Source organism: Antrihabitans stalagmiti, from assembly GCF_016482825.1.
GTDB lineage: Bacteria > Actinomycetota > Actinomycetes > Mycobacteriales > Mycobacteriaceae > Antrihabitans > Antrihabitans stalagmiti.
The window spans coordinates 10,609-34,309 of sequence record NZ_JAEMNV010000008.1 but is presented as its reverse complement, the minus strand read 5'-3'; the positions used below and the strand labels follow the sequence as shown (position 1 = coordinate 34,309).

The following is a 23,701-nucleotide window of genomic DNA, read 5'->3' as shown; positions in this document are numbered from 1 at the left end:
TGGCTCACCAGCCGCGCTCTCGCCACTCCGTCAGGTGGGGGCGTTCGTTTCCGAGTGTGGTGTCGTCACCGTGACCGGGATAGACGATCGTATCGTCACCGAAGCGACCGAACAGCTTCGTCTCGACGTCGGCGAGCAGGCTGGCGAACTTCTCCGCGTCCGCCGTTTTTCCGACGCCGCCGGGGAACAGCGAGTCGCCGGTGAACAGGTGTACTCGCCCACCCGATTCGGTGAGGGCCAGCGCGACCGATCCTGGCGTGTGGCCGCTCAGGTGGATGATCTCGAGCTCGAGTTCACCGATCTGGATACTTTCGCCGTCGTCGAGATCGAAGTCGGGCGGAACCGGAAGCGGCTCGGCGTCGAGAGGATGCGCAGCCGTCGAGGCGCCGATCGCGGAGACGACGTCCTGCAGCGCCAACCAGTGGTCGGGGTGCTGGTGAGTTGTGACGATAAGCTCGAGTGTGCCTCCGGCTTGCTCGCGGACGAGTTGGATCAGCCGGTCCGCTTCGTTCGCGGCATCGATGAGCAGCGTCAGGCCCGTCGAGGAACATTGGACCAGGTAGGCGTTGTTATCCATAGGACCGACCGAGATCTTGATAATGCTCGCGCCATCGACTGTGCGTCGTTGCGCGGACGAACCGGGGGCGATGTGGCCGGTGTAGTTGCTGTCGATTGCGACGGGTTGCTCCATGTTCCGCAGGCTACCGTCGTGGGTATGCCGCGGGTGCTCGCCCATTCGTCCAAGGAACTTGTCGGTGGGCAGACATAGCATGTGGACCGCGTGCGCTGTCGTCGCACGGACCTCGTGAATTGCACCTGTTTTTTGAACTAGTTCTGACAAGAAGGGACTGCCAGTGGCGGACCGCCTGATCGTGCGGGGTGCTCGCGAGCACAATCTGCGCGGGATCGATCTCGACCTCCCTCGTGACAGCCTGATCGTTTTCACCGGACTCTCCGGATCCGGTAAGTCGAGCCTGGCGTTCGACACGATCTTCGCCGAAGGTCAACGTCGTTACGTCGAGTCGTTGTCGGCCTACGCGCGTCAGTTCCTCGGGCAGATGGACAAGCCCGACGTCGATTTCATCGAGGGGCTCTCGCCTGCGGTGTCGATCGATCAGAAGTCGACCAACCGCAACCCTCGCTCGACGGTAGGCACCATCACCGAGGTGTACGACTACCTGCGCCTGCTCTATGCGCGAGCCGGCGACGCACACTGCCCGGTCTGTGGTGAACCGATCGCAAAACAGACGCCGCAGCAGATCGTGGATCAGGTACTGGCCATGGAGGACGGCACCAAGTTCCAGGTGCTCGCACCTGTGGTCCGGACCCGCAAGGGCGAGTTCGTCGACCTGTTCGAACAGCTGCAGTCGCAGGGTTATGCGCGTGTCCGGGTCGACGGTGTCGTCCACCCGTTGACCGAGCCGCCGACGCTGAAGAAGCAGGAAAAGCACGACATCGAGGTCATCGTCGACCGGTTGACGGTCAAGGCCAGCTCCAAGCAGCGGCTGACCGACTCGGTCGAGACCGCGCTGCGCCTCGCGGACGGCATCGTCGTGCTCGATTTCGTCGATCGCGACGAGCAGGCGCCCGATCGCGAGCGTCGGTATTCCGAGCGGCTCGCGTGCCCGAACAATCATCCGCTCGACATCGACGATCTCGAGCCGCGTTCGTTCTCGTTCAACTCGCCCTACGGCGCGTGCCAGGAGTGCGCAGGTCTCGGCATTCGTAAAGAGGTCGATCCCGAGCTGGTCGTTCCGGACCCGGAGCTGAGTCTCGAGGACGGTGCGATCGCGCCGTGGTCGGTCGGGCAGCAGGCGGAGTACTTCGGTCGACTGCTGTCGGGGTTGTCGGAGATCATCGGCTTCTCGATGCGGACGCCGTGGAAGGACCTACCGGCGAAAGCTCGCAAAGCGGTGTTGGAGGGCAGTTCCGACCAGGTGCACATTCGCTACAAGAACCGGTACGGCCGCACCCGCTCGTATTACGCCGACTTCGAGGGCGTCATGCCCTTCTTGCATCGCAGGATGGAGAACACGGAATCGGAGCAGATGAAGGAGCGGTACGACGGCTACATGCGCGACGTGCCGTGTCCTGCCTGCAACGGCGCTCGGCTCAAGCCCGAGATTCTGTCGGTGACCATCTCGGCGGGCGAGGACAAGAAGTCGATCGCCGAAGTCAGTGAGCTGTCGATAGCGGAGTGCTCGGAGTTCCTCGGCAACCTGACCCTCGGCCCACGACAGAAGGCGATCGCGGGTCAGGTGCTCAAGGAAGTGCAGGCCAGGCTCGGGTTCCTACTCGATGTCGGTTTGCAGTACCTCTCGCTCTCACGCGCGGCAGGAACGCTCTCCGGTGGTGAGGCGCAGCGCATTCGGCTGGCGACCCAGATCGGGTCGGGACTGGTCGGTGTGTTGTACGTGCTCGACGAACCGTCGATCGGGCTGCATCAGCGTGACAACCGGCGGCTCATCGAAACACTGACGCGGCTGCGGGATCTCGGCAACACGCTCATCGTCGTCGAGCACGACGAAGACACCATTCGGGCGTCGGACTGGGTCGTCGACATCGGCCCGCTCGCGGGCGAGCACGGCGGTCGCGTCGTACACAGCGGACCGTACGAGGAACTGCTCACCGATCCCGAATCGCTCACCGGCGCTTATCTTTCCGGCCGATCGGAGATCGCGATCCCGCTCGTTCGACGGATCGCGAACCGGAAACGTCAGGTGACGGTTGTCGGCGCGCGCGAGCACAACCTCCGAGGCATCGACGTGAGTTTCCCGCTCGGGGTGCTCACCGCGGTCACGGGCGTCAGCGGCTCGGGCAAATCGACGCTTGTCAACGACATCCTCGCGACGGTCATGGCCAACAAGCTCAACGGCGCCCGGCAAGTACCTGGGCGCCACACCCGAATCAACGGATTGGATCAACTCGACAAACTCGTCCAGGTCGACCAGTCACCTATCGGACGTACCCCGCGATCCAATGCGGCGACCTACACAGGCGTCTTCGACAAGATCAGGACGTTGTTCGCGGCGACCACCGAAGCCAAGGTCCGCGGCTACCAGCCGGGCCGCTTCTCGTTCAACGTCAAGGGCGGCCGGTGCGAGGCATGTTCAGGCGACGGCACCCTGAAGATCGAGATGAACTTCCTTCCGGATGTATACGTCCCCTGCGAGGTCTGCCACGGTGCGCGGTACAACCGCGAGACCCTGGAAGTGCACTACAAGGGCAAGACGATCGCCGAAGTCCTCGACATGTCGATCGAGGAAGCCGCTGATTTCTTCGAACCCATCACATCCATCCATCGGTATCTGAAGACACTCAACGATGTCGGTCTCGGCTACGTCAGGCTCGGCCAGCCTGCACCCACGCTGTCGGGAGGCGAAGCGCAGCGCGTGAAGCTTGCCGCCGAACTGCAGAAGCGTTCGACAGGACGGACCGCCTACATTCTCGACGAGCCGACGACCGGCCTGCACTTCGAGGACATCCGCAAACTTCTGATCGTCGTCAACGGATTGGTCGACAAGGGCAACACCGTCATCGTGATCGAGCACAATCTCGATGTGATCAAGACATCGGACTGGGTGGTCGACATGGGGCCGGAGGGTGGTTCGGGTGGCGGCGTCGTCGTTGCCGAAGGCACTCCGGAAGAGATCGCGGACGTCGAGGAAAGCTATACAGGTCAGTTCCTCAAGCCAGTGCTGAAGCAGGCTTCGACAGCGATCAAGACGGCTCCCAAGAAGCGGGCACCGCGCAAGCGGGCCGCGGTCGGGGCAGGCGCGAAGTCGTGACTCGGCTCGCCGCGGTCGTGGCGGCCGCCGTGATCTCGATGCTGTCCTCGTTCGTCCTTGCGGCACCCGCGGTGGCGGACGACCGCTTCCCGGGGACCGTGGTGAGTGCCGATCCGCTACCGGTCGAGATCCGAATACCAGGCTCGGCCGACGCCTATCGGTTGACCTACTGGACCACAGGTCCAGACGGTCCGGCACTCAGCAGTGGAGCTGTCTACCTGCCGCCCGGCCCCGCACCCGCGGGTGGCTGGCCGGTAGTCGCTTGGGCGCACGGCACACTCGGACTCGGCGACCAGTGCGCGTACAGCGTGCGCGGTCCGCTTCGGCCCGAACGTGACTTCGCATACCTGTCGACCTGGCTGTCGAAGGGCTACGCGATCGTCGCCTCCGACTACGCAGGGCACGGCGTCGCAGGTCCGACGCATTACCTCAACGGCATCGTCGAAGCGCACAGCGTCGTCGACATGGTCAAGGCGAGTACCGCGACGTACGCGAGCCTGTCCGATCGGTGGGTTGTCATCGGTCAGTCGCAAGGTGCGGGAGCGGCATTGACTACCGCCCGCTACGCCACGGAGTTCGGTGGTTCGGGCCTCGACTACCGTGGCGCCGTCGCGACGGGTGTGCCTGCCGACATCGAGGATGTCGTCGCTCTGCTCGGGCCGGGTGTCCCACCGATCGCGGTCGGGGAGAACTTGAATACCTATCTCGTCTACATCCTGTCCGGTTTGCGAGCGACCTTTCCGGCATTGAAGATCGATTCGTTCCTGACCCAGCGGGGTGTCGACCTCGTGGACCGAGCCGAGGCCGTCTGTTACGACGAATTCGGTCCGTCGGTCGACGGAGTTGCCGTCGGATCGTTGTTCACGAAGCCGCTTTCCTCGATTCCTGGTGTTTCCGACATCTTGCGCAACTTTATGGGGATACCGGAGAACGGTTACGACAGACCATTTTTCATCGGCCAGGGGCTACTCGACACCGACGTCGTGACGCCCGCGACGATCGCCTTCGCCGCCCGACTCACAGCGAACGGTCAACCCGTCACGTTCCGACCGTATCCCTCGGACCACGACGGAACGATGGCTCTCTCGCTCGCCGACTCGGTGCCGTTCGTCGCTCGACTGCTCGGATAGTCGCCTACTTGTTCGCCGCAGTGTGGATGATCTCGGCCAATTCGGCAGGCTTCGACCACATCGGCCAGTGACCGGTCGGCAGATCGACGTAGTCGGCGTCGATGTCGCGCAGAGCGAGGCCGAGGGGATGGCCTTCGTCGCGCATCTGCTGCACAGCGAACGAGGGAAAGCTGCTGCACACGATCGTGGTCGGAACACCGTTGCGTGCAACATTTTTCAACTCGAGCTTGCCGCCGGCTACCTGCGCGGGCACTGGAACCGACCGTTCGCGGAACATCGTCAGAGCGGCTTCGTCCAAGCCGTCGAGACTATTGCCGGCGGCCGTGAGTTCTTCCCAGTCCGGTAGCGGGACCTCGGTCGCAGTTGGATCCAGATCCTCGAAGATGGTGAAGCCGTCCGGCAGCGGCGCTGTGTCGACGTAGATGACACGGGCGAATGCATTCGGATCGAGATCGGTTGCGAGGGTGGCGGGTGCTGCGGCTCCGCTGTGCGCGACGAGAACGGTTCTGCCAGCACCGGCACCGTCCGCTGCAGCAAGGAGTGCGCGCGCCTGGTCGTCGAGGCTGACGGCGCTTCGGTCGTCGGCTGCGTCCATGCCGGGGAGCGTCACGGCAGTCACCACGTCGCCGCGTCGTTGCAGGTCGTCGGCGACCGCGTCCCATGCCCATCCGCCGAGCCAGAAACCGGGAACAAGAAGAATGTTCGTCGTCATGTCCGACAGCATTGCACTCGCTTTCCGACCCGGAATCGGTGAGCCGTCCACGTGACGCGTTCGCGGTCCAGCACCGACCTCACCGGTTTAGGCTTCGGGCACGATCTCGATGCGGAGGTGTTCGATGACGAACGCGGCGTTGCAGGACACAGCGGTTCATGACACAGCGGTTCATGACACAGCGGTACGTGACACAAGCCAGTACAGCGGGCCGAGACGTACCCGCGCCGCGTGTGCGTTGGAATTTCTCGCCCTGGCGGGCGCCGCCGCGCTCGTGACGCTCGCGGTGATCGGGGGAGCCCTCTACTGGCTGGTCGACACGACGACGCTGTGGTGGGGTTTTGTGGTCGTCCTGTTCGCCGGCGCAGCAGCATTGATGGCGTGGCTCGGCATTCTCGAGTTCTGGAGTGGTCGGCCCTGGCGTGAACTTGCCGACGAGATCAGGCCAGGGCAGCCGGAGACCGTGCGTACCGCGGACGGTGTACCGCTGCATGTCGAGATCGACGGTCCGGCCGATGCCGCGGTGACGGTGGTATTCGTCCACGGAATTCAGATGAATGCGAGCGCGTGGCGCTATCAGCGTCCGGCACTGGAAGATTCGCCGGTACGGCGCGTGAGTTACGACGCGCGCGGCCACGGCAAGTCGGGGACGCGAAAGCTGGACCAGGGAATTCGCGGTCTACGTCAGCTTGCCGACGATCTCGGTCGGGTCATCGACGCCACCGCGCCGGAGGGCTATCTCGTGCTCGCTGGGCACGGCATGGGAGGTGCGACTGTCCTTGCACTCCGAGCTGCCCGACCTGATCTCGCCGACCGCATCGGCGGACTCGTGCTCTGCTCGACCTCCGCTGGGCCGTTGAGCAAGACGATGTCGTTCGGTTTGTGGCGGGTGCTTGCACCGGTGAGTTGGCTGATCAGGCGTGAGGTCGCCGGCTTTATGGTCGTTGCCGATGCCGTGCCCCGATTTGTGCTGCGGCTACTCGGGCTTGCTCCCTATCTGCTCGGACTGCGTTTCTTCGCGGTGCACAAGCGGACCGCGCTTCGACTGACGACGGCGATCGTCTACGGCAACGGATTTCGGCAGGCGGGCGACATAGTCGTTGCTATTCAGGACCACGACGAACGGGCGGGCCTCGCCGAACTCGGCAGCGCATACACCGCGGTTGTCGGCGGCTTCAACGACCATTTCGTACCGATCGCCGAACAGCAGAAGCTTGCCGACGCCATTCCTGGTGCGACGATGACCGTCATTCCGAAATGCGGGCACCAGACCGTGTTCGAGAATCCAGAGGTCGTAAACGCCGAACTGCGTCGGATCATCGATCTGGTGACCGCCGATGCCGAACGGCTACTTGCCGATGCAGCCGAGCCGGAACCGGAAACGCGGGCGGGCATCGCGACGCTGAGCGCCGAGCGGCTCAGCCCGGAAAGACTGAGCTCCGCAGCGAAGGCGCAGCTGTCCGCCTTGGGTGCTGCGCCGGCGGCGGTGTTCGCGCCGGTATCGGTCGGTGCGCGTACCGCGGCAGACACAGCGCGGTCCACTGCGCGGTCGGCTACCCATTCGGCAGCACATTCCGCTCAGACCGGGTCGGCAACCATCAAGGAAGCACTGACAGGCTTGGTCGACACCGTCGAACATATGGCGCCGGAGGGTCCGGTGCGGTCGGGGCTTCATCTGCTGCACAAAGCGCTCGGTGGTGACGACGCCGATGATGACGCAACGCCTCCGCGGCGTGGACCGACTCAGTAGACGGGGCCGGTCAGCTTCTCGCCGGGACCTTTGCCCGGCTCGTCGGGATGTGCGGAAGCTTCGCGGAATGCGCGTTGCAGCGACTGCAAGCCGTCACGGATCGGACCTGCGTGCGGACCCAGGTATTCGAGCGACGCGGTGACGAGACCGGCGAGGGCCGTGATGACTCTGCGAGCTTCGTCGAGGTCGCGACTTGGGCTTTCGTCCGGGTTGGGGTCGGAAAGTCCGAGCTTTTCTGCCGCAGAACTCATCAGCATCACCGCGGCACGGCTGATCACCTCCACTGCGGGGATGTCGGCGAGTTCACGTACAGGCTGGTCGGTCATGGTTGAAAGGATTCCATCCTCGGCTCGGTCTCCTACCCGCGGGGGACTCCTCTTTCCGCTGCGATTCGGTTACGACGTGGGCAAATGATAAGGTTTTCGGTGACGACCTCCCTGGACACTGTTCCGGGGCAGCAAGTGGAGCCCGACTCCCACCGTTACGCGACTTACGTATGCGTCACGGTCCGGTCGCCCGTTCGAGCAATCGAATGGGCTCCCTCTGATTCACGAGGGGTTTCGTCGCGATGCCTTTCGGCATTGGGATGAAGCTGGCCGGTCGACATCGGGCCCCGCATCGGTAACCACCGAGCGGGGCTTCTGGCGTTGATAGTGGGAAGAGTTCCTCCCTGCCGGCGGTTGTCACAAAGACACCGCTCTACCTAGGAGGCCCCATCACCACTGAGACCCGCATCAACGATCGCATCCGAGTTCCCGAGGTCCGGCTTATCGGACCGGGAGGCGAACAGGTTGGAATCGTGCGTGTTGAAGATGCACTTCGTGTCGCTCTGGAAGCTGATCTCGACCTGGTCGAGGTCGCGCCCGATGCCCGTCCACCGGTCTGCAAGATCATGGACTACGGCAAGTTCAAATACGAGACGGCGCAGAAGGCACGCGAATCTCGTAAGAACCAGCAGCAGACCGTCATCAAGGAGCAGAAGCTCCGACCCAAGATCGACGATCACGACTACGAGACGAAGAAGCGCAACGTCATTCGCTTCCTCGAGGTCGGATCCAAGGTCAAGGTGACCATCATGTTCCGTGGACGTGAGCAGTCCCGCCCCGAACTCGGGTACCGGTTGCTCCAGCGTCTCGCGGCGGATGTCGTCGAACTGGGTTTCGTCGAGACTTCGGCCAAGCAGGACGGCCGCAACATGACCATGGTCCTCGCACCCCACAAGGGCGCGAAGACCCGCGTGCAGGCGCAAGAAGGCGCGGCAGCCCCTCGGGCCACCGCGGCACCGCGTGTCCCAGCGGCACCGGCTCCTGCAACACCGCAGGCTCCTGCGACACCGCAGGCACCAGCAGCGCCGGAAGGCGAAGCAGCAGGCGGTTAGTCACACCGACCACACCGTAAGCAGTACGAACAGAACTGAGGATCACATGCCCAAGATGAAGAGCCACAGCGGCGCCTCGAAGCGATTCAAGGTGTCCGGACGCGGCAAGCTGCTGCGCGAGCAGGCGAACCGTCGCCACCTGCTCGAGCACAAGTCCAGCCGTCGTACCCGTCGTCTCGATGGCCAGACCGACGTGGCCGCTGTCGATGCCCCGCGTATCAAGCGCCTTCTCGGTATCTGACCCTTTTCGATCAATTCGGGCCGCGGGGTCCAACACAGACAGGATTTAGCAAGTGGCACGCGTAAAAAGGGCGGTCAACGCCCAGAAGAAGCGTCGTTCGATTCTCGAGGCATCCAGCGGCTACCGCGGACAGCGGTCGCGGCTGTACCGCAAGGCGAAGGAGCAGCAGCTCCACTCGCTCGCCTACGCCTACCGTGACCGCCGTGCGCGCAAGGGTGACTTCCGCAAGCTGTGGATCACCCGCATCAACGCTGCGGCGCGTCTCAACGACATCACCTACAACCGCTTCGTGCAGGGCCTGAAGGCCGCTGGCGTCGAGGTCGACCGCAAGATCCTCGCTGAGCTTGCTGTCTCCGACGCCGAGGCATTCGCCGGCTTGGTTGCGATCGCGAAGGCGGCACTGCCCGCCGACGTGAACGCGCCTGCCGGTGAGGCTGCCTGATCCAACCCCAGAGACGACCCGTGGACGCGCTCACCGAGCGGACCCCACGGGTCGTTTCGGCTGTCAAGCTCCTTCGCAGCGCCGGCCGGCGTAAGGCGGGTGAGTTCCTCGTCGAAGGTGCAAATTCGATAGAAGCTGCACTCGACGGGGGTCACGTCCGCGAGTTGTTCTACACAGCCGACACCAGCGATCGTGCAGCGGCACTCATCGAGCGTGCGGCTGTGTCGTCGGTTCGGGTGTCCCTTGTCGACGACCGCGCTGCTCGCGCGCTCGGTGACACCGTCACGCCGCCCGGCCTGGTTGCGGTCTGCAGGCTGATCGATGTACCGATCGGGGCGGCATTGGCGGGGGATCCGCGGCTTGTTGCGCTTCCGGTCGAGATCGCTGAGCCAGGCAATGCAGGCACCCTCATCCGGGTCGCCGATGCTGTCGGTGCCGATGCCGTTGTGCTTGCCGGCGACACGGTCGATCCACACAACGGCAAGTGCGTCCGGTCGTCGGCGGGCAGTCTGTTCCATCTGCCGATCGCCCGTGAACGCGATGTGCATGCCGCTCTCGATGCGGCGAAGGCGGCCGGCATGCAATTGCTCGCGACCGCAGCCGACGGCGAAGTTGACCTCGACCGGGCCGACGACGTGCTTGCTCGACCTACCGCGTGGTTGTTCGGAAACGAGGCCCACGGATTGCCTGCCGATGTGCTGGCACGGGCAGATCACAGAGTCCGGATCCCGATCCACGGCCGTGCGGAAAGTCTCAATCTGGCCGCGGCAGCCGCGATTTGCCTATACAGCAGTGCACGGGTGCACCGCGCGGGTGCCTAGCGGCGTCGAGCGTAGCAACCGATCCAATAAGATCAGCAGTACATAACGCCCGGTATCGATCTCAGGAGTTCTCGACATGGATCCGCTCAGCGAAGAGTCGCTCGCGTCGGCCGCCGCCGCTGCGGAGAAGGCGTTCGCCGCGGCAGCGGATCTGGATGCACTTGCCGAGGCGAAGACCGAGCATCAGGGTGACAAGTCGCCCATCGCGCTCGCGCGACGTGGTCTCGGCGCACTGCCGAAGGAGCAGAAGGCCGACGCGGGCAAACGCGTCAACATTGCTCGCGTTCGGGTGAGCGAGGCGTACGACGCGCGCCGCGAGGTGCTGCTCGCCGACCGCGATGCTGCCGTTCTCGTTGCCGAATCGATCGACGTGACCCTTCCTGCCGACCGCAGGCCGCAGGGGGCGCGGCACCCGGTGACGGTGATCTCCGAGCAGGTCGCCGACTTCTTCGTCGCGATGGGCTGGGAGATCGCCGAAGGCCCCGAGGTCGAGACCGAACATTTCAACTTCGACGCACTCAACTTCCTGCCCGATCATCCGGCGCGGACGATGCAGGACACCTTCCACGTTGCGCCCGAAGGCTCGCGTCAGGTGCTGCGGACCCACACCTCGCCCGTGCAGATTCGGACGATGCTCGAGCGTGAGCTGCCGATCTACGTTGCGTGTCCTGGCCGAACGTTCCGCACCGACGAGCTGGACACGACACACACGCCGATCTTCTCCCAGATCGAAGGGCTGGCAGTCGACAAGGGTCTGACGATGGCCAATTTACGCGGCACTCTCGATGCGTTCGCTCGCGCGCTGTTCGGACCGGATACGCGTACTCGTATGCGTCCCAACTACTTTCCCTTCACGGAGCCGTCGGCCGAGGTCGACGTGTGGTTCCCCGGTAAGAAGGGTGGCGCAGGCTGGGTCGAGTGGGGTGGCTGCGGCATGGTCAATCCGAACGTGTTGCGCGCCTGCGGTATCGACCCCGAGGTGTACAGCGGATTCGCGTTCGGAATGGGACTGGAACGAACCCTGCAGTTCCGCAACGGGATTCCCGACATGCGCGACATCGTCGAAGGCGACATCCGATTCACGCTGCCGTTCGGCGCGCAGGCCTGATTTTCACCGAGACAAGAGAGCGAAACAGACGTGCGAGTAGCGCAATCGTGGCTGACCGAGATTATCCAGCGGGCCAATCCCGACTGGTCGGTGACCGCGCAGGAGCTTGACGCCGGTTTCGTGCGGGTCGGTCTCGAAGTCGAAGAGGTCGACACGCTCGAGCCTGTCGACGGGCCTTTGGTCGTCGGCAGGGTCGTCGAGATCACCGAGCTGACCGAATTCAAGAAGCCGATCCGGTTCTGCCAGGTCGAGGTCGGGGAAACGGCGCCACGCGGCATCGTGTGCGGTGCGCGCAACTTCGCGGTCGGCGACCTGGTTGTGGTGGCGCTGCCGGGTGCTGTGCTGCCCGGCGGTTTCGAGATCGCGTCGCGCAAGACCTACGGCCAGGTGTCCGACGGCATGATCTGCTCGGTGTCCGAGCTCGGCATCGGCAAGGATCATTCCGGCATCCTTGTCCTCGAACCAGGCACTGCCGAGCCAGGTTTCGACGGCAACGCCCTGCTCGGCCTTGGTGACACGATCATCGAGCTGAACATCACACCCGACCGTGGGTACTGCTTCTCGGTCCGCGGCCTCACACGCGAACTCGCGTGTGGTTTCGACCTGGCATTCGCCGATCCCGCCGATGTGGAATCGCCTCCGGCGCAGGGTGATGCGTGGCCTGTGACGTTGGAGCCCGAGTCGGGCGCTACTCGGTTCGCGGCGCGCAAAGTCACCGGTATCGATCCGACGGCAACGAGTCCGTGGTGGTTGCAGCGCCGCCTCCTGCTGTCGGGTGTTCGGCCGATTTCCCCGGCTGTGGACGTGACCAACTACGTGATGCTCGAGGTCGGGCATCCGCTGCACGCGTTCGATGCGGCAAAGGTCAAGGGTGGTTTGGTCGTTCGTCGAGCGGTTGCAGGTGAGAAGCTGCGGACCCTCGACGACGTCGTGCGGACACTCGACCCCGAGGACGTCGTCATCGCCGACGACACCGGTGTCGTCTCGCTTGCAGGCGTCATGGGTGGGGCCTCGACCGAGGTCGGCGCCGATACAGTCGACGTCCTGCTCGAAGCAGCCACCTGGAATCCGTTGGCAGTCTTTCGGACTGCGCGTCGGCACAAGTTGTCGTCGGAGGCGAGCAAGCGCTACGAGCGAGTGGTCGACCCCGCGCTGAACGTCAAGGCGCTCGATCGAGCGGCGACGCTGCTTGCCGAGATCACCGGCGGCACTGTGGAACCTCTGCTGACCGACGTCGGTGGTGCACCCGCCGACCGAGCGGCTGTTCGCATGCAGGCCGGTCTACCCGATCAGGTTGCGGGTGTCGCCTATCCCGCGGGCACCTCGGTGCGCAGACTGACCCAAATCGGTTGTGCGGTGGTCGAAGACGGCGCTGAACTCGTTGTGACACCGCCGAGTTGGCGCCCCGATCTCGTCCAGCCCGCCGACCTCGTCGAGGAAGTGCTCCGACTCGAAGGGCTGGAGCTGATTCCGTCGATCCTTCCCGCGGCACCTCCCGGACGTGGCCTCACCGCGACGCAGAAGCGTCGGCGTGCGCTCGGCCGGGCATTGGCGCTGTCCGGTTTCGTCGAGGTGCCCCCGCCGGTGTTCCTGCCGACCGACGTGTTCGATGTGTGGGGCCTCGACGCCGACGATCCGCGGCGTTCCACTTCCCGCGTGCTGAATCCGCTGGAGGCGGATCGGCCCGAGTTGGCGACAACGCTGCTGCCCGGTCTCCTCGAGGTTGCCGGCCGCAATATTGCCCGCGGCCAGCGTGATCTGGCGATCTTCGGAATCGCTCAGGTGGTGCTGCCGGGTCCGAACACGCGTCCGGTCGATCCGTTGCCCGTCGATCGCCGCCCGACCGACGACGAGATCGCAATGCTCGACGGGTCGTTGCCTGCGCAGCCGGTACATATCGCAGCCGTTCTCACTGGCATGCGCGAGCCGCGTGGTCCATGGGGACCCGGGCGTCAGGCCGACGCGGCAGACGCGTTCGCCGCCGTCGACACGATTGCGTCCGCAGCGGGAGTTACCGTTGAACGCCGCGCGGCCCAACATCTGCCGTGGCATCCCGGCCGTTGCGCGGCACTGGTTGTCGACGGCGTCGTCGTCGGCCACGCAGGTGAGTTGCATCCGGCCGTCCTCGAACGTGCGGGACTGCCGAAGCGCACTTGCGCACTCGAAATCGACCTCGATGGCCTTCCCATCGACACCGGGCTCCCAGCGCCCGCGGTGTCACCTTTTCCTGCTGTGCTGCAGGATGTTTCGGTCAAGGTCGACAAGGCCGTACCGGCCGCTGCCGTCGAAGTGGCGCTGCGTTCGGGCGGTGGCGAGTTGCTGGAAGACATCAGGCTGTTCGACGTGTACGAGGGTGAGCAACTCGGTGGCAGCAAGTCGCTGACGTTCGCGCTGCGCTTCCGCGCCGCCGATCGCACCCTGACCGAGGACGAGGCAAGCGCGGCACGTGACGCGGCGGTCGCGGCGGCGGCGGAAGCGGTCGGTGCGCAGATGCGGGCCTGATCCGCGACGGAAAGGACGACTAGCCTGGGAACGGCTACCGAGGAGGCTGTCATGTCCGATCTTGTTGTTCAGCTACAGGCTTTGACCGACGACGAACTGCTCGAGGTCGTTCGATCCGCGACCGAGGGACGGCCCGCGCTTGCCGCAGTGCACGACGCTGCCGCAGTACACGACGCTGCCGTGGTGCATCCAGCGGAACCGGTTGCCGCAGAGCCTGTTCCTGCACGGGCACAGCCGGCTCCCGCATCGCCAGGCGTGCTGCCGGCTACGCAATTACCGGATGCGGACTACACGACCGGTGGGGTGCCGACCTTCGGTCGGGTGCGGGAGAAGATCGAGCAGCGCTTCGGGACGTCGGTCGGTGCGGGGGAGTTGGATCAGGACACAGCTGCGGGTAAGTCGCTGCAGGAGCAGTGGGATGCTCGGGAAAAGGCGGGGCACGACCGGCTGGAGCAGATTCGCCGTTCGATGAAGAAACCTGAAGACCAACCGAAGGGGAACGAGTGAGTTCGGATCCGAACGCGCTTGCGGAGAAGTTGCTCGATGCTCAGGTCGAGTTCGTGATTGCGGAACTGACCGGCGACCGGTTCGAGGACGTGATTCGCCGCGATGTCGCGGATGTGCTCGGTGTTGCTGACACGTTGATCGTGGGGGAAGTTGTCGATCGCGCGCGCGTGAAAGAAACCGCGCATCGTGTCGTCGACAAAATCGGTGGCAGTGACATTGTCACCGAGATGGTCGAAGCGATCGCCGAAGCCATCTACGACCTCGCCGAGAGTGACGAGTACACCCTCGGCGACGTCGTCGATCGGGAACCCGTCGCGGCGTTGATCGAGCAGTTCCTCGCCATGCACACGCTGCACAACCGGGCGTTGGAGCGATTGACCGAGAGCCCGTTGGTCGCCACGGTCGCATCGAGCTTCGTCAACAAGATCGTCGCGGACTTCATGGCGGCCAATCGTGCACGCGCAGAGAAGGTTCCGGGCATGTCGCGGGTCCTGAAAGCAGGTAGCACGGCCGCGAGCAAGGTTCGTAGCGCAGGCGACCGGCACCTGGAGGGATTCATCGGAGATGTTGCTGGCAGGGGTGCGCAGTTCGCGCTGCGGCGAACCAACAACGCGATCAAAGAGCTGATTCACGATGCACCGTTGCACGATGCCGCGATGGAGTTGTGGGATCTGCATGCGGACGAACCGGTCAGCGTGCTCCGCGAATATCTCAGCAAGCAGGAACTGCGCGAGGTCGTGATGATCGTGCTCGACATCGTCGAGTCAGGACGCAACAAGGAGTACTTCGGGCACGTCGTCGAAGCCTGCATCGATGTGTTCTTCGACAGGTACGGCGAATTCACCGTCGCGGCGCTGCTGCCCGAACTCGGTTTGACCGCCGACGACATCGTCACCGAGCTCATCACGTTCGCGCCACCCGTCATCGAAGCGGCCAAAGAGAACGGCGTGCTTGCCTCGCAGATCCGTGCGCGTCTGGCGCCGTTCTTCAGCTCCGAGCAGACCCTCGAATTGCTTGCCGCCGCGCAGGCCGACTAGTTGGTCGGGAACTATCGTCTTCAGGTGTGCGACGACTTTTCCCGTTCGGCCTGATCGTCGGCGTCACGTCGATGGTGCTCGCAGGCTGCGCTACGCCGGTACCGCCCGCTGCGGTCGAGACCGCTGCGGCACCGACGCAGACCTCGACACAACCTGCGTTGCCGGTCACGCTGGCCGCCAAGCGAGTTGTCGTTCTCGATCCCGGACACAACGGCGCCAACGGGTCGCACCCGGCAGAGATCGGTGCGCTCGTCCCAGATGGTCGAGGGCGGACGAAGCCGTGCAACACGACCGGCACGTCCACCGACGCCGGCTACCCGGAGCACGCCTTCACCTGGGACGTCACGGTCCGAGTGCGGGATGCCTTGCTAGCACGCGGCATCGAGGTCGTGCTCACCAGGCCGAGTGACGACGGTGTCGGGCCGTGTGTCGACGAACGTGCTGCGATCGGTAACCGGGCTGCTGCCGCGGCTGTCGTGTCCATCCATGCCGACGGTGCCACCTCGCCGGGGGCCCATGGTTTTCACGTCGCCTATTCGTCGCCGCCGCTGAATCCCGCGCAGGAGGGTCCGTCGGTTCGGCTGGCGCAGACGTTGCGCGATGGCTTGGCAGGTGCGGGATTCGTGCCGTCGACCTATGTGGGAGCCGACGGCTTGAACCCGCGTGCAGATCTGGCAGGGCTCAACCTGTCTCAGCAGCCGACCGTTCTGGTCGAATGTGGCAACATGCGCGATCCCGTCGAGGCGGAGACGTTGTCGTCGGCTACCGGTCGGCAACGTTATGCCGATGCGATCGCCGCCTCGATCGTCACGTTCGTCGGGTGAAATCGGCGTCGGCTGACTCTCGCTCAGCGGACCCCGGCCATCATCTTCTTGATCCACGGTGACAAGACTGCGACGACCACGCCGACCGCGATCGACGCACCACCGATGGCGATGAAGTACGGCTTCTCGTTGGCCTCGTCGTAGTAGCCCGCCAGAGTTCCGGCCATCGCCGAGCCGAGCGCAACCGAAAGGAAGAACAGCGCGACCATCTGCGTGTGGAACACCTTCGGCGCCAACTTCGTCGCCAACGAAAGGCCGACGGGGGAGAGCAACAGTTCGGCGAAGGTGAACAGCAGCAGTATGCCTGCGAGTGCGATCACCGGCGCACTGTTGGGGCCGCCGCCGGAGATCGGGATGAAGCAGAGGAATGCGACTCCCATGACGGCGTTCGCGGCGGCGAATTTGAGCGGTGTAGTCGGTTGTCGCGAACCGAGTTTGGTCCACATCGCGGCGAAGATGCCTGCGAAGATGATGATGAAGACGGGGTTGATCGATTGGACCCATGCCGCCGGGAATTCCCAGCCGAACACGTCGCGGTTCAAGCGTTTGTCTGCGTACTCGGCGATCATGGTGAACTGCTGCTGGAACAAGGACCAGAATGCCGCGCTCGCGATGAACATCGGAATGAACGAGATCACCCGGCTCCGTTCGACGGCCGTGATTCGCTTGCTGGACAGCATGACTGCGAAGTAGACGACGGCAGCGACGATCGTGACGCCGACGACGATGTCGGACAGGCTTGCGGCGGTGATGACGCCGGTGATGGAGAGTACGGCGATCAGAATGAGTCCGCCGACCGCGACGGCGATCCACCGCGGGCGTTCGGCTGGGGGCAACGGGTTCGGCGCGGTTGCGCCGACACCGTGCAAGTGCCTGCGGAACACGGTGTACTGCGTGAGACCGAGGGCCATACCGATTGCGGCCAAACCGAATCCGGCGTGGAAGCCGATCTTGTCCTGAGCGACGCCAGTCAGCAGCGGCCCGACGAAACCGCCGATGTTGATACCCATGTAGAAGATCGAGAAACCGGCGTCGCGGCGCTCGTCGTGTTCGGAGTACAACTCGCCGACCATCGACGTTGCGTTCGCCTTCAAGCCACCGCTGCCGACCGCGACGAGGACCAAGCCGACGCCGACGCCGACGACACCGGGCAGAACCGCAAGGGCTATGTGGCCGAACATGATCAGCACTGCGCTGTAGAACAGCGTCCGCTCGGAGCCGAGAACGCGGTCGGCGATCCAGCCACCGATGATCGTCGACAGGTACACGGTGCCGCCGTAGGCGCCGACGATGCTCGTCGCAGTCGCACGATCGATGTCGAGGCCGCCCTCGGTCACCGAGTAGTACAGGTAATAGAGCAGGATGCCCTGCATGCCGTAGAACGAGAAGCGTTCCCACATCTCGACGCCGAACAGATTCGCCAGCGCGAACGGTTGGCCGAAGAAGCCGCGATCGTTTTCTTCGACAGGGGCTTTGGTCAGCGAAACGTCGTCGTCGGCAGGCGTGGTCATAGGAGGTAACTCTGCCACCGCCTCGGCCGATTGGTTGCGGTTTGTCCGGCTTCGACCAGCGATTTTCCTCGGGACAGACCCACTCTATGAATGAACTTGCATGATAGTGCATAATGAACCGCATGGGAGATTGGACTGTTCAGAACCCCGGCACGATCGCGGTCGCGGGCGCCAGTGGTTACGCGGGCGGGGAAATCCTGCGCCTGCTCCTCGGGCACCCAGCCTACGTGCGTGGTGAACTGACGATCGGAGCGCTCACTGCGGGCGGTAATGCTGGGACGACGCTCGGTGAGCACCACGCTCACCTACTGCCCCTGGCGGATCGAGTGCTCACAGCGACGACCATCGACGAACTCGCGGGTCACGACGTCGTCTTCCTCGGTCTGCCGCACGGCAACTCGGCGGAGATCGCCAACGCGTTGTCGGATTCGACCGTCATCATCGACTGTGGTGCCGACTTCAGGCTTGCCGACGCTGCGGCGTGGGAGAAGTACTACGGCACAGCGCATGCCGGGACCTGGCCCTACGGCCTTCCTGAACTTCCCGGAGCGCGCGAGCGGCTGACGGGTGCGACGCGGATCGCTGTTCCCGGTTGCTACCCGACCGCAGCAAGCCTCGCGATGGCACCCGCAATTGCGGCAGGCATCGTCGAGCCGCGCGTGAATGTGGTTGCAGTAAGCGGGACTTCCGGTGCGGGCAAGGCGCTCAAGCCGAATCTGCTCGGCTCCGAAGTGATGGGTTCGGTGTCGGCGTACGGTGTCGGTGGCGTCCATCGGCACACCCCCGAAATTCGGCAGAACCTATCGGCATTCTCGGATGCCGAGGTGACGGTCTCGTTCACTCCCGTACTGGCTCCGATGCCGCGCGGCATTCTCGCGACCTGCACGGCACCGACGACCGTCACCGCCGACGAGGCGCGGGCAGTCTACGAAAAAGCATATGCCGACGAGCCTTTCGTGCATCTGCTGCCGGAAGGTCGGTACCCGACGACGGGGTCCGTACTCGGCTCGAACGCGGCGGTGATCGGGCTGACGGTCGACACGGAAGCGGGATTGCTCGTCGTGATCTCGGCGATCGACAACCTCACGAAGGGCACCGCGGGTGGCGCGGTGCAATCGATGAACCTCGCCCTCGGATTCACCGAAACCGACGGGCTCTCGACGGTAGGACTCGCACCGTGACCGCAGCAGACAAGTTGGCAGGGGAGAAGTTCATGAATGGCAAACTGCTTCGGACCCAGGGTGTTACAGCACCCGCAGGCTTTCGTGCGGCCGGCATCGCAGCGGGCATCAAGAAGAGCGGCAAGCTCGATCTCGCACTCGTCTTCAACGAGGGACCCGAGCAGGCCGCGGCAGGCGTGTTCACCACGAACAAGGTCAAGGCAGCGCCGGTGTTGTGGTCGCAGCAGGTCCTCACCTCGGGACGCGTCCGCGCGGTGGTGCTGAACTCGGGCGGCGCGAACGCGTGCACAGGTGCTCCGGGATTTCAGGACACCCACAGGACCGCAGAGGAACTCGCTGCCGCTCTGAGCAATTGGGGCACCGACACCGGCGGTGGCGAGATCGCAGTGTGCTCGACGGGACTGATCGGCGATCGTCTGCCGATGGACAAACTTGTTCCCGGGCTCACCGAAATCGTGCACGAGTTGGCAGGCGGTATCTCGGGTGGCACGGATGCCGCACACGCGATCATGACGACGGACACCGTCGCCAAGGAAGCCGCCTTCCACCACGACGGCAACTGGGTCGTCGGCGGGATGGCAAAGGGTGCGGGCATGCTCGCGCCGTCGTTGGCGACCATGCTGTCGGTTGTGACGACCGATGCGGTCGCAACCGCCGAACAACTCGACGCGGCACTGCGCGCGGCAACGCGAATGACGTTCGACAGGCTCGACGTCGACGGCGCTACCTCGACCAACGACACTGTCCTGCTGCTGAGTTCGGGTGCCAGCGGAGTCGCGCCGACCCAGGCCGAACTCGACGCTGCCGTGCTCGCCGTCTGCGACGATCTGGCCTACCAGCTGATGGCCGACGCCGAGGGTGTCACCAAGCGGGTCACGGTGGCGGTCACGGGAGCAAAAACCGAAGCCGACGCGTTGGTCGGCGCCAGGACCGTCGCGCGTGACAGCCTCGTCAAGACCGCACTGTTCGGGTCGGACCCCAACTGGGGACGTGTGATGGCAGCAATCGGCATCGCACCCATCGAATTGGATCCCGACCGAATCTCGGTGTCGTTCAACGGAAGCTTCGTCTGCATCGACGGTGTCGGTGCGCCGGGCGCCCGTGAGATCGACCTGACCGGCGAAGACATCGAGTTGATCGTCGACCTCGGTATCGGCTCCGCGTCGGCGTCCATCCGGACGACGGACCTCTCGCACGCCTATGTCGAAGAGAATTCGGCGTATTCGTCATGACGGATGTGACCATCGACGGTCTGACCGCCGGTCAGAAGGCGCACGTGCTCGCAGACGCATTGCCGTGGCTGCAGAAATTCACCGACAAGATCGTCGTCGTCAAATACGGCGGAAACGCGATGATCGACGACGACCTCAAGCGGGCCTTCGCTGCGGACATGGCCTTCCTTCGCACGATCGGCGTGCATCCCGTCGTGGTGCACGGCGGGGGACCGCAGATCAGTGCCATGTTGAAAAGGCTTGGGCTGCAGGGTGAATTCCGGGGCGGATTCCGGGTGACGACGCCAGAGGTGATGGACGTAGTTCGGATGGTGCTTTTCGGCCAGGTCGGCCGTGAGTTGGTCGGTCTGATCAACGCGCACGGTCCGTTGGCCGTTGGTATTTCCGGCGAGGACGCTCACCTCTTCACGGCAACGAGACGGACCGTCAAGGTCGACGGCGAGCAGACCGATATCGGTCTCGTCGGCGACGTGACGACGGTCAATCCGGATGCTGTGCTGGATCTGATTGCGGCAGGACGTATTCCGGTCGTCTCGACGATCGCGCCCGATGTCGACGGCGTCGTGCACAACATCAACGCCGACACCGCGGCGGCCGCGCTCGCCGAGGGGATCGGTGCCGAGAAGTTGATAGTGCTCACCGATGTCGAAGGTGTGTACGCCAATTGGCCTGACCGCGGCTCGCTGCTCACCGAAATCGATGCCGCCGCATTGGAACAGCTGCTACCGACGCTGGACGCGGGCATGGTGCCGAAGATGGAAGCGTGCCTGCGAGCGGTACGCGGCGGTGTGTCGAGTGCACACGTCATCGATGGCAGGCTTGCACATTCGGTGCTCTTGGAAATGTTCACCGGCGAGGGCATCGGAACCATGGTGACACCAGATCCGACCGAGAAGGACGGCCAGTCATGACACACACGCAGGAACTGCAACAGCGGTGGTCGGGCGCGATGATGAACAACTACGGCCTACCGAAGGTCGCGCTCGTACGCGGCGAAGGTGCGGTCGTCTACGACGCCGACGGTAAGCAGTACCTGGATCTGCTCGGTGGCATCGCCGTGAACATCCTCGGCCATGGCCACCCCGCCGTCGTCGAGGCTGTCACGTCGCAGCTCGGCACGCTCGGTCACACGTCGAACTTCTACATGACCGAGCCGGGGATCGCACTCGCCGAGCAACTGCTCGCGCACCTGGGAGCGTCCGGCCGAGTGTTGTTGTGCAACTCCGGAACCGAGGCGAACGAGGCCGCATTCAAGATTGCCCGGCTGACCGGCAGGCCGAAGATCATTGCGACCGAAGAGGCGTTCCACGGTAGGACGATGGGTTCGCTCGCGTTGACCGGGCAGCCTGCGAAGCGGGCACCTTTCGAGCCGATGCCGCCGGGAGTCGTGCACGTGCCGTTCGGTGATGTCGCCGCGCTCGAGCGTGAGGTCGACGACAACACGGCGGCGCTGTTTCTCGAGCCGATCCTCGGCGAGAGTGGCGTTGTCGTACCGCCGGAGGGCTACCTTGCGGCGGCTCGCGAGATCACAGCACGCCACGGTGCCTTGCTGATCCTCGACGAGGTGCAGACCGGAATAGGGCGGACCGGCTGGTTCTACGCGCACCAGGCATCGGGCGTCGTTCCCGACGTCATGACCTTGGCGAAAGGACTCGGCGGGGGACTCCCGATCGGTGCGTGCATCGCAACGGGTGCCACTGCTCAACTGCTGCAGCCAGGGATGCACGGGACCACGTTCGGTGGAAATCCCGTGTGTGCGGCAGCGGCGTTGGCGGTGCTGCGCACGATCGCCGACGAAGACCTCGTCTCGCGCGCCGATGCGACGGGCAAAGCCATCATCACGGGCATCGAGTCGTTGCATCATCCACTCGTCGACCACGTTCGAGGTGCCGGACTGCTGCTCGGAATCGTGCTCACCGCCGATGTCGCAGCCGAGGTCGATGCCCACGCTCGCGCTGCTGGTTTTCTGGTGAATCCTGCAAAACCCAACGTGATTCGGCTGGCACCACCGCTGATCCTCACCGAGGAACAGGCCGACAGCTTCGTCTCCGCCCTACCGGCGATTCTCGACGCTGCCTCGAACACCGCTCAGGAGACGAAATGACCGTGATGCACTTCCTACGGGACGACGACCTCACACCCGAGCAGCAGGCCGAAGTGCTCGCACTGGCCGCAGAGCTGAAGGCTGCACCGTTTTCGCGCAGGCCGCTGGAAGGTCCGCGTGGCGTCGGAGTCATCTTCGAGAAGAATTCGACGCGGACGCGATTCTCGTTCGAGATGGGCATTGCTCAACTCGGTGGTCACGCGGTCGTTGTGGACGGGCGAAGCACACAACTCGGCCGCGAGGAGACGCTCCAGGACACCGGCCGGGTGCTGTCGCGGTATGTGGACGCGGTGGTCTGGCGGACCTTCGGTCAGGATCGCCTCGAGGAGATGGCCTCCGGCGCAACGGTTCCCATCGTCAACGCCCTCTCCGACGAGTTTCACCCGTGCCAGGTCCTCGCGGATCTGCAAACGTTGGCCGAGCGCAAGGGCACGCTGCGTGGTTTGAAACTGACCTACCTCGGCGACGGCGCGAACAACATGTCGCACTCGCTGCTGCTCGGTGGCGTCACCGCGGGCGTCGACGTCACGATCGCGTCCCCGGAAGGCTTTCTGCCGCTGCCTCACGTGCTCGAAGCCGCGCGGCTGCGAGCCAAGGACACCGGAGCGACGATCACAGTGACGACCGATCCCGACGCGGCGGTCGACGGCGTCGACGCGATCGTCACCGACACGTGGACGTCGATGGGCCAGGAGAACGACGGTCTCGACCGCGTCGGACCTTTCCGTCCCTTCCAGGTGAATGCGACCCTGCTTGCTCGCGCGGATCCGCAGGCTGTCGTCCTGCACTGCCTGCCGGCCCATCGTGGCGAGGAGATCACCGACGACGTCATCGACGGACCGCAGAGTGTCGTGTGGGACGAAGCCGAGAATCGGCTGCACGCGCAGAAGGCCCTTCTTGTGTGGCTGCTGGAGCAGCAGCGATGACGATCAACCCCGAGATCGCGCGGACACGGGCAGGCCGGCAAGCCAGGATCGTGGACCTGCTGTCGACCAACTCGGTGCGAAGCCAGACCGAACTTGCCGCACTGCTCGCGAGCGAAGGCATCGAGGCGACGCAGGCGACGCTGTCGCGTGATCTAGAGGAGCTCGGTGCGGTCAAACTCAGAGCCGCGGACGGGGGAGTAGGCGTCTACGTCGTGCCGGAAGACGGCAGTCCCGTAAGAGGTGTGTCGGGCGGTACGGATCGGGTGTCGAGGCTGCTTTCGGAGCTGCTCGTCTCCACGGCCGCGAGCGGAAATCTGGTCGTACTGCGCACTCCTCCCGGCGCTGCGCAGTACCTGGCGAGCGCCTTGGACCGGGCCTCGCTACCCGACGTTGTCGGCACTATCGCGGGGGATGACACCATTCTTGTGATCGCGCGTGAGCCGACCACCGGCGCACAGCTGGCCGCAAAGCTCGAAGAACTTGCCTGAACAGGCAAAACAGCAGTAA

General features: G+C 64.5%; 22 protein-coding genes. 18 read left to right on the top strand and 4 right to left on the bottom strand.

The annotated features are described in order from the left end of the window. Nucleotides 1-4: 4 nt before the first annotated feature. A complete protein-coding gene (locus JGU71_RS22040) occupies nucleotides 5-691 on the bottom strand; it encodes an MBL fold metallo-hydrolase (protein ID WP_199706610.1) in 687 nt (228 codons plus the stop codon). 163 nt (nucleotides 692-854) lie between these two features. Between JGU71_RS22040 and uvrA the strand changes: the two genes are divergently transcribed. Both uvrA and JGU71_RS22030 read left to right on the top strand, forming a co-directional pair. Beyond that, a complete protein-coding gene (gene uvrA, locus JGU71_RS22035; RefSeq protein ID WP_199706608.1) occupies nucleotides 855-3,788 on the top strand; it encodes an excinuclease ABC subunit UvrA in 2,934 nt (977 codons plus the stop codon). 38 nt (nucleotides 3,789-3,826) lie between these two features. Next, nucleotides 3,827-4,918 carry an alpha/beta hydrolase family protein gene (locus JGU71_RS22030; RefSeq protein ID WP_199706917.1) on the top strand — a complete coding sequence of 364 codons (1,092 nt, stop codon included), beginning with the start codon at nucleotides 3,827-3,829 and terminating at the stop codon, nucleotides 4,916-4,918. Nucleotides 4,919-4,922: 4 nt separating this feature from the next. Here the strand turns inward: JGU71_RS22030 and JGU71_RS22025 are convergent, their stop codons facing one another. Continuing rightward, nucleotides 4,923-5,630 (bottom strand): alpha/beta fold hydrolase, encoded by a 708-nt coding sequence (locus tag JGU71_RS22025; protein WP_199706606.1) that lies wholly within the window; start codon nucleotides 5,628-5,630, stop codon nucleotides 4,923-4,925. A gap of 124 nt (nucleotides 5,631-5,754) precedes the next feature. Between JGU71_RS22025 and JGU71_RS22020 the strand changes: the two genes are divergently transcribed. Then, nucleotides 5,755-7,380, top strand: a complete 1,626-nt coding sequence (locus JGU71_RS22020) for an alpha/beta fold hydrolase (RefSeq protein WP_199706604.1) — start codon at nucleotides 5,755-5,757, stop codon at nucleotides 7,378-7,380. Here the strand turns inward: JGU71_RS22020 and JGU71_RS22015 are convergent. Further along, on the bottom strand, nucleotides 7,374-7,706 hold the full coding sequence (locus JGU71_RS22015) for a DUF1844 domain-containing protein (RefSeq protein WP_199706602.1): 333 nt from the start codon (nucleotides 7,704-7,706) through the stop codon (nucleotides 7,374-7,376). The genes JGU71_RS22020 and JGU71_RS22015 overlap by 7 nt on opposite strands. 344 nt (nucleotides 7,707-8,050) lie before the next feature. On the opposite strand from JGU71_RS22015, the gene infC reads away from it, so the two are divergent. The 9 genes from infC (at nucleotide 8,051) to JGU71_RS21970 (ending at nucleotide 16,240) form a co-directional block, all read left to right on the top strand. After that, nucleotides 8,051-8,758, top strand: a complete 708-nt coding sequence (gene infC, locus JGU71_RS22010; RefSeq protein ID WP_199706916.1) for a translation initiation factor IF-3 — start codon at nucleotides 8,051-8,053, stop codon at nucleotides 8,756-8,758. Nucleotides 8,759-8,804: 46 nt separating this feature from the next. Further along, on the top strand, nucleotides 8,805-8,999 hold the full coding sequence (gene rpmI / locus JGU71_RS22005; protein ID WP_199706600.1) for a 50S ribosomal protein L35: 195 nt from the start codon (nucleotides 8,805-8,807) through the stop codon (nucleotides 8,997-8,999). Nucleotides 9,000-9,051: 52 nt separating this feature from the next. After that, nucleotides 9,052-9,441 carry a 50S ribosomal protein L20 gene (rplT, locus tag JGU71_RS22000; RefSeq protein ID WP_199706598.1) on the top strand — a complete coding sequence of 130 codons (390 nt, stop codon included), beginning with the start codon at nucleotides 9,052-9,054 and terminating at the stop codon, nucleotides 9,439-9,441. Nucleotides 9,442-9,461: 20 nt separating this feature from the next. After that, complete coding sequence (locus tag JGU71_RS21995) at nucleotides 9,462-10,262, top strand: TrmH family RNA methyltransferase (protein ID WP_199706596.1); 801 nt, start codon at nucleotides 9,462-9,464, stop codon at nucleotides 10,260-10,262. 76 nt (nucleotides 10,263-10,338) lie between these two features. Next, nucleotides 10,339-11,370 (top strand): phenylalanine--tRNA ligase subunit alpha, encoded by a 1,032-nt coding sequence (gene pheS / locus JGU71_RS21990; RefSeq protein WP_199706594.1) that lies wholly within the window; start codon nucleotides 10,339-10,341, stop codon nucleotides 11,368-11,370. A gap of 30 nt (nucleotides 11,371-11,400) precedes the next feature. Next, nucleotides 11,401-13,872, top strand: coding sequence for a phenylalanine--tRNA ligase subunit beta (pheT, locus tag JGU71_RS21985; protein WP_199706592.1), 2,472 nt, complete (start codon nucleotides 11,401-11,403; stop codon nucleotides 13,870-13,872). A gap of 51 nt (nucleotides 13,873-13,923) precedes the next feature. Further along, a complete protein-coding gene (locus JGU71_RS21980) occupies nucleotides 13,924-14,379 on the top strand; it encodes a hypothetical protein (protein WP_199706590.1) in 456 nt (151 codons plus the stop codon). Beyond that, a complete protein-coding gene (locus JGU71_RS21975; protein WP_199706588.1) occupies nucleotides 14,376-15,416 on the top strand; it encodes a hypothetical protein in 1,041 nt (346 codons plus the stop codon). Before JGU71_RS21980 ends, JGU71_RS21975 begins: the two co-directional genes overlap by 4 nt. A 71-nt stretch (nucleotides 15,417-15,487) precedes the next feature. Continuing rightward, a complete protein-coding gene (locus tag JGU71_RS21970; RefSeq protein ID WP_199706915.1) occupies nucleotides 15,488-16,240 on the top strand; it encodes an N-acetylmuramoyl-L-alanine amidase in 753 nt (250 codons plus the stop codon). 23 nt (nucleotides 16,241-16,263) lie between these two features. Here JGU71_RS21970 and JGU71_RS21965 read toward each other — a convergent pair whose 3' ends face one another. Continuing rightward, nucleotides 16,264-17,751 (bottom strand): peptide MFS transporter, encoded by a 1,488-nt coding sequence (locus tag JGU71_RS21965; RefSeq protein WP_199706586.1) that lies wholly within the window; start codon nucleotides 17,749-17,751, stop codon nucleotides 16,264-16,266. Between the two features lie 122 nt (nucleotides 17,752-17,873). Between JGU71_RS21965 and argC the strand changes: the two genes are divergently transcribed. Genes argC through JGU71_RS21935 form a run of 6 tightly spaced genes read left to right on the top strand, consistent with a single transcriptional unit; the run spans nucleotide 17,874 to nucleotide 23,682 of the window. Then, nucleotides 17,874-18,932 (top strand): N-acetyl-gamma-glutamyl-phosphate reductase, encoded by a 1,059-nt coding sequence (argC, locus tag JGU71_RS21960; RefSeq protein ID WP_199706584.1) that lies wholly within the window; start codon nucleotides 17,874-17,876, stop codon nucleotides 18,930-18,932. Nucleotides 18,933-18,964: 32 nt separating this feature from the next. Continuing rightward, nucleotides 18,965-20,164, top strand: a complete 1,200-nt coding sequence (gene argJ / locus JGU71_RS21955; RefSeq protein ID WP_199706914.1) for a bifunctional glutamate N-acetyltransferase/amino-acid acetyltransferase ArgJ — start codon at nucleotides 18,965-18,967, stop codon at nucleotides 20,162-20,164. Continuing rightward, nucleotides 20,161-21,075, top strand: a complete 915-nt coding sequence (argB, locus tag JGU71_RS21950) for an acetylglutamate kinase (protein WP_199706582.1) — start codon at nucleotides 20,161-20,163, stop codon at nucleotides 21,073-21,075. Before argJ ends, argB begins: the two co-directional genes overlap by 4 nt. Beyond that, a complete protein-coding gene (locus JGU71_RS21945; protein ID WP_199706580.1) occupies nucleotides 21,072-22,268 on the top strand; it encodes an acetylornithine transaminase in 1,197 nt (398 codons plus the stop codon). Before argB ends, JGU71_RS21945 begins: the two co-directional genes overlap by 4 nt. Next, nucleotides 22,265-23,194, top strand: coding sequence for an ornithine carbamoyltransferase (argF, locus tag JGU71_RS21940; protein ID WP_199706578.1), 930 nt, complete (start codon nucleotides 22,265-22,267; stop codon nucleotides 23,192-23,194). The genes JGU71_RS21945 and argF overlap by 4 nt, the downstream gene beginning before the upstream one ends. Further along, nucleotides 23,191-23,682: an arginine repressor gene (locus JGU71_RS21935; protein WP_199706576.1), complete on the top strand. Its 492-nt coding sequence runs from the start codon at nucleotides 23,191-23,193 to the stop codon at nucleotides 23,680-23,682. Before argF ends, JGU71_RS21935 begins: the two co-directional genes overlap by 4 nt. Nucleotides 23,683-23,701: the final 19 nt, after the last annotated feature.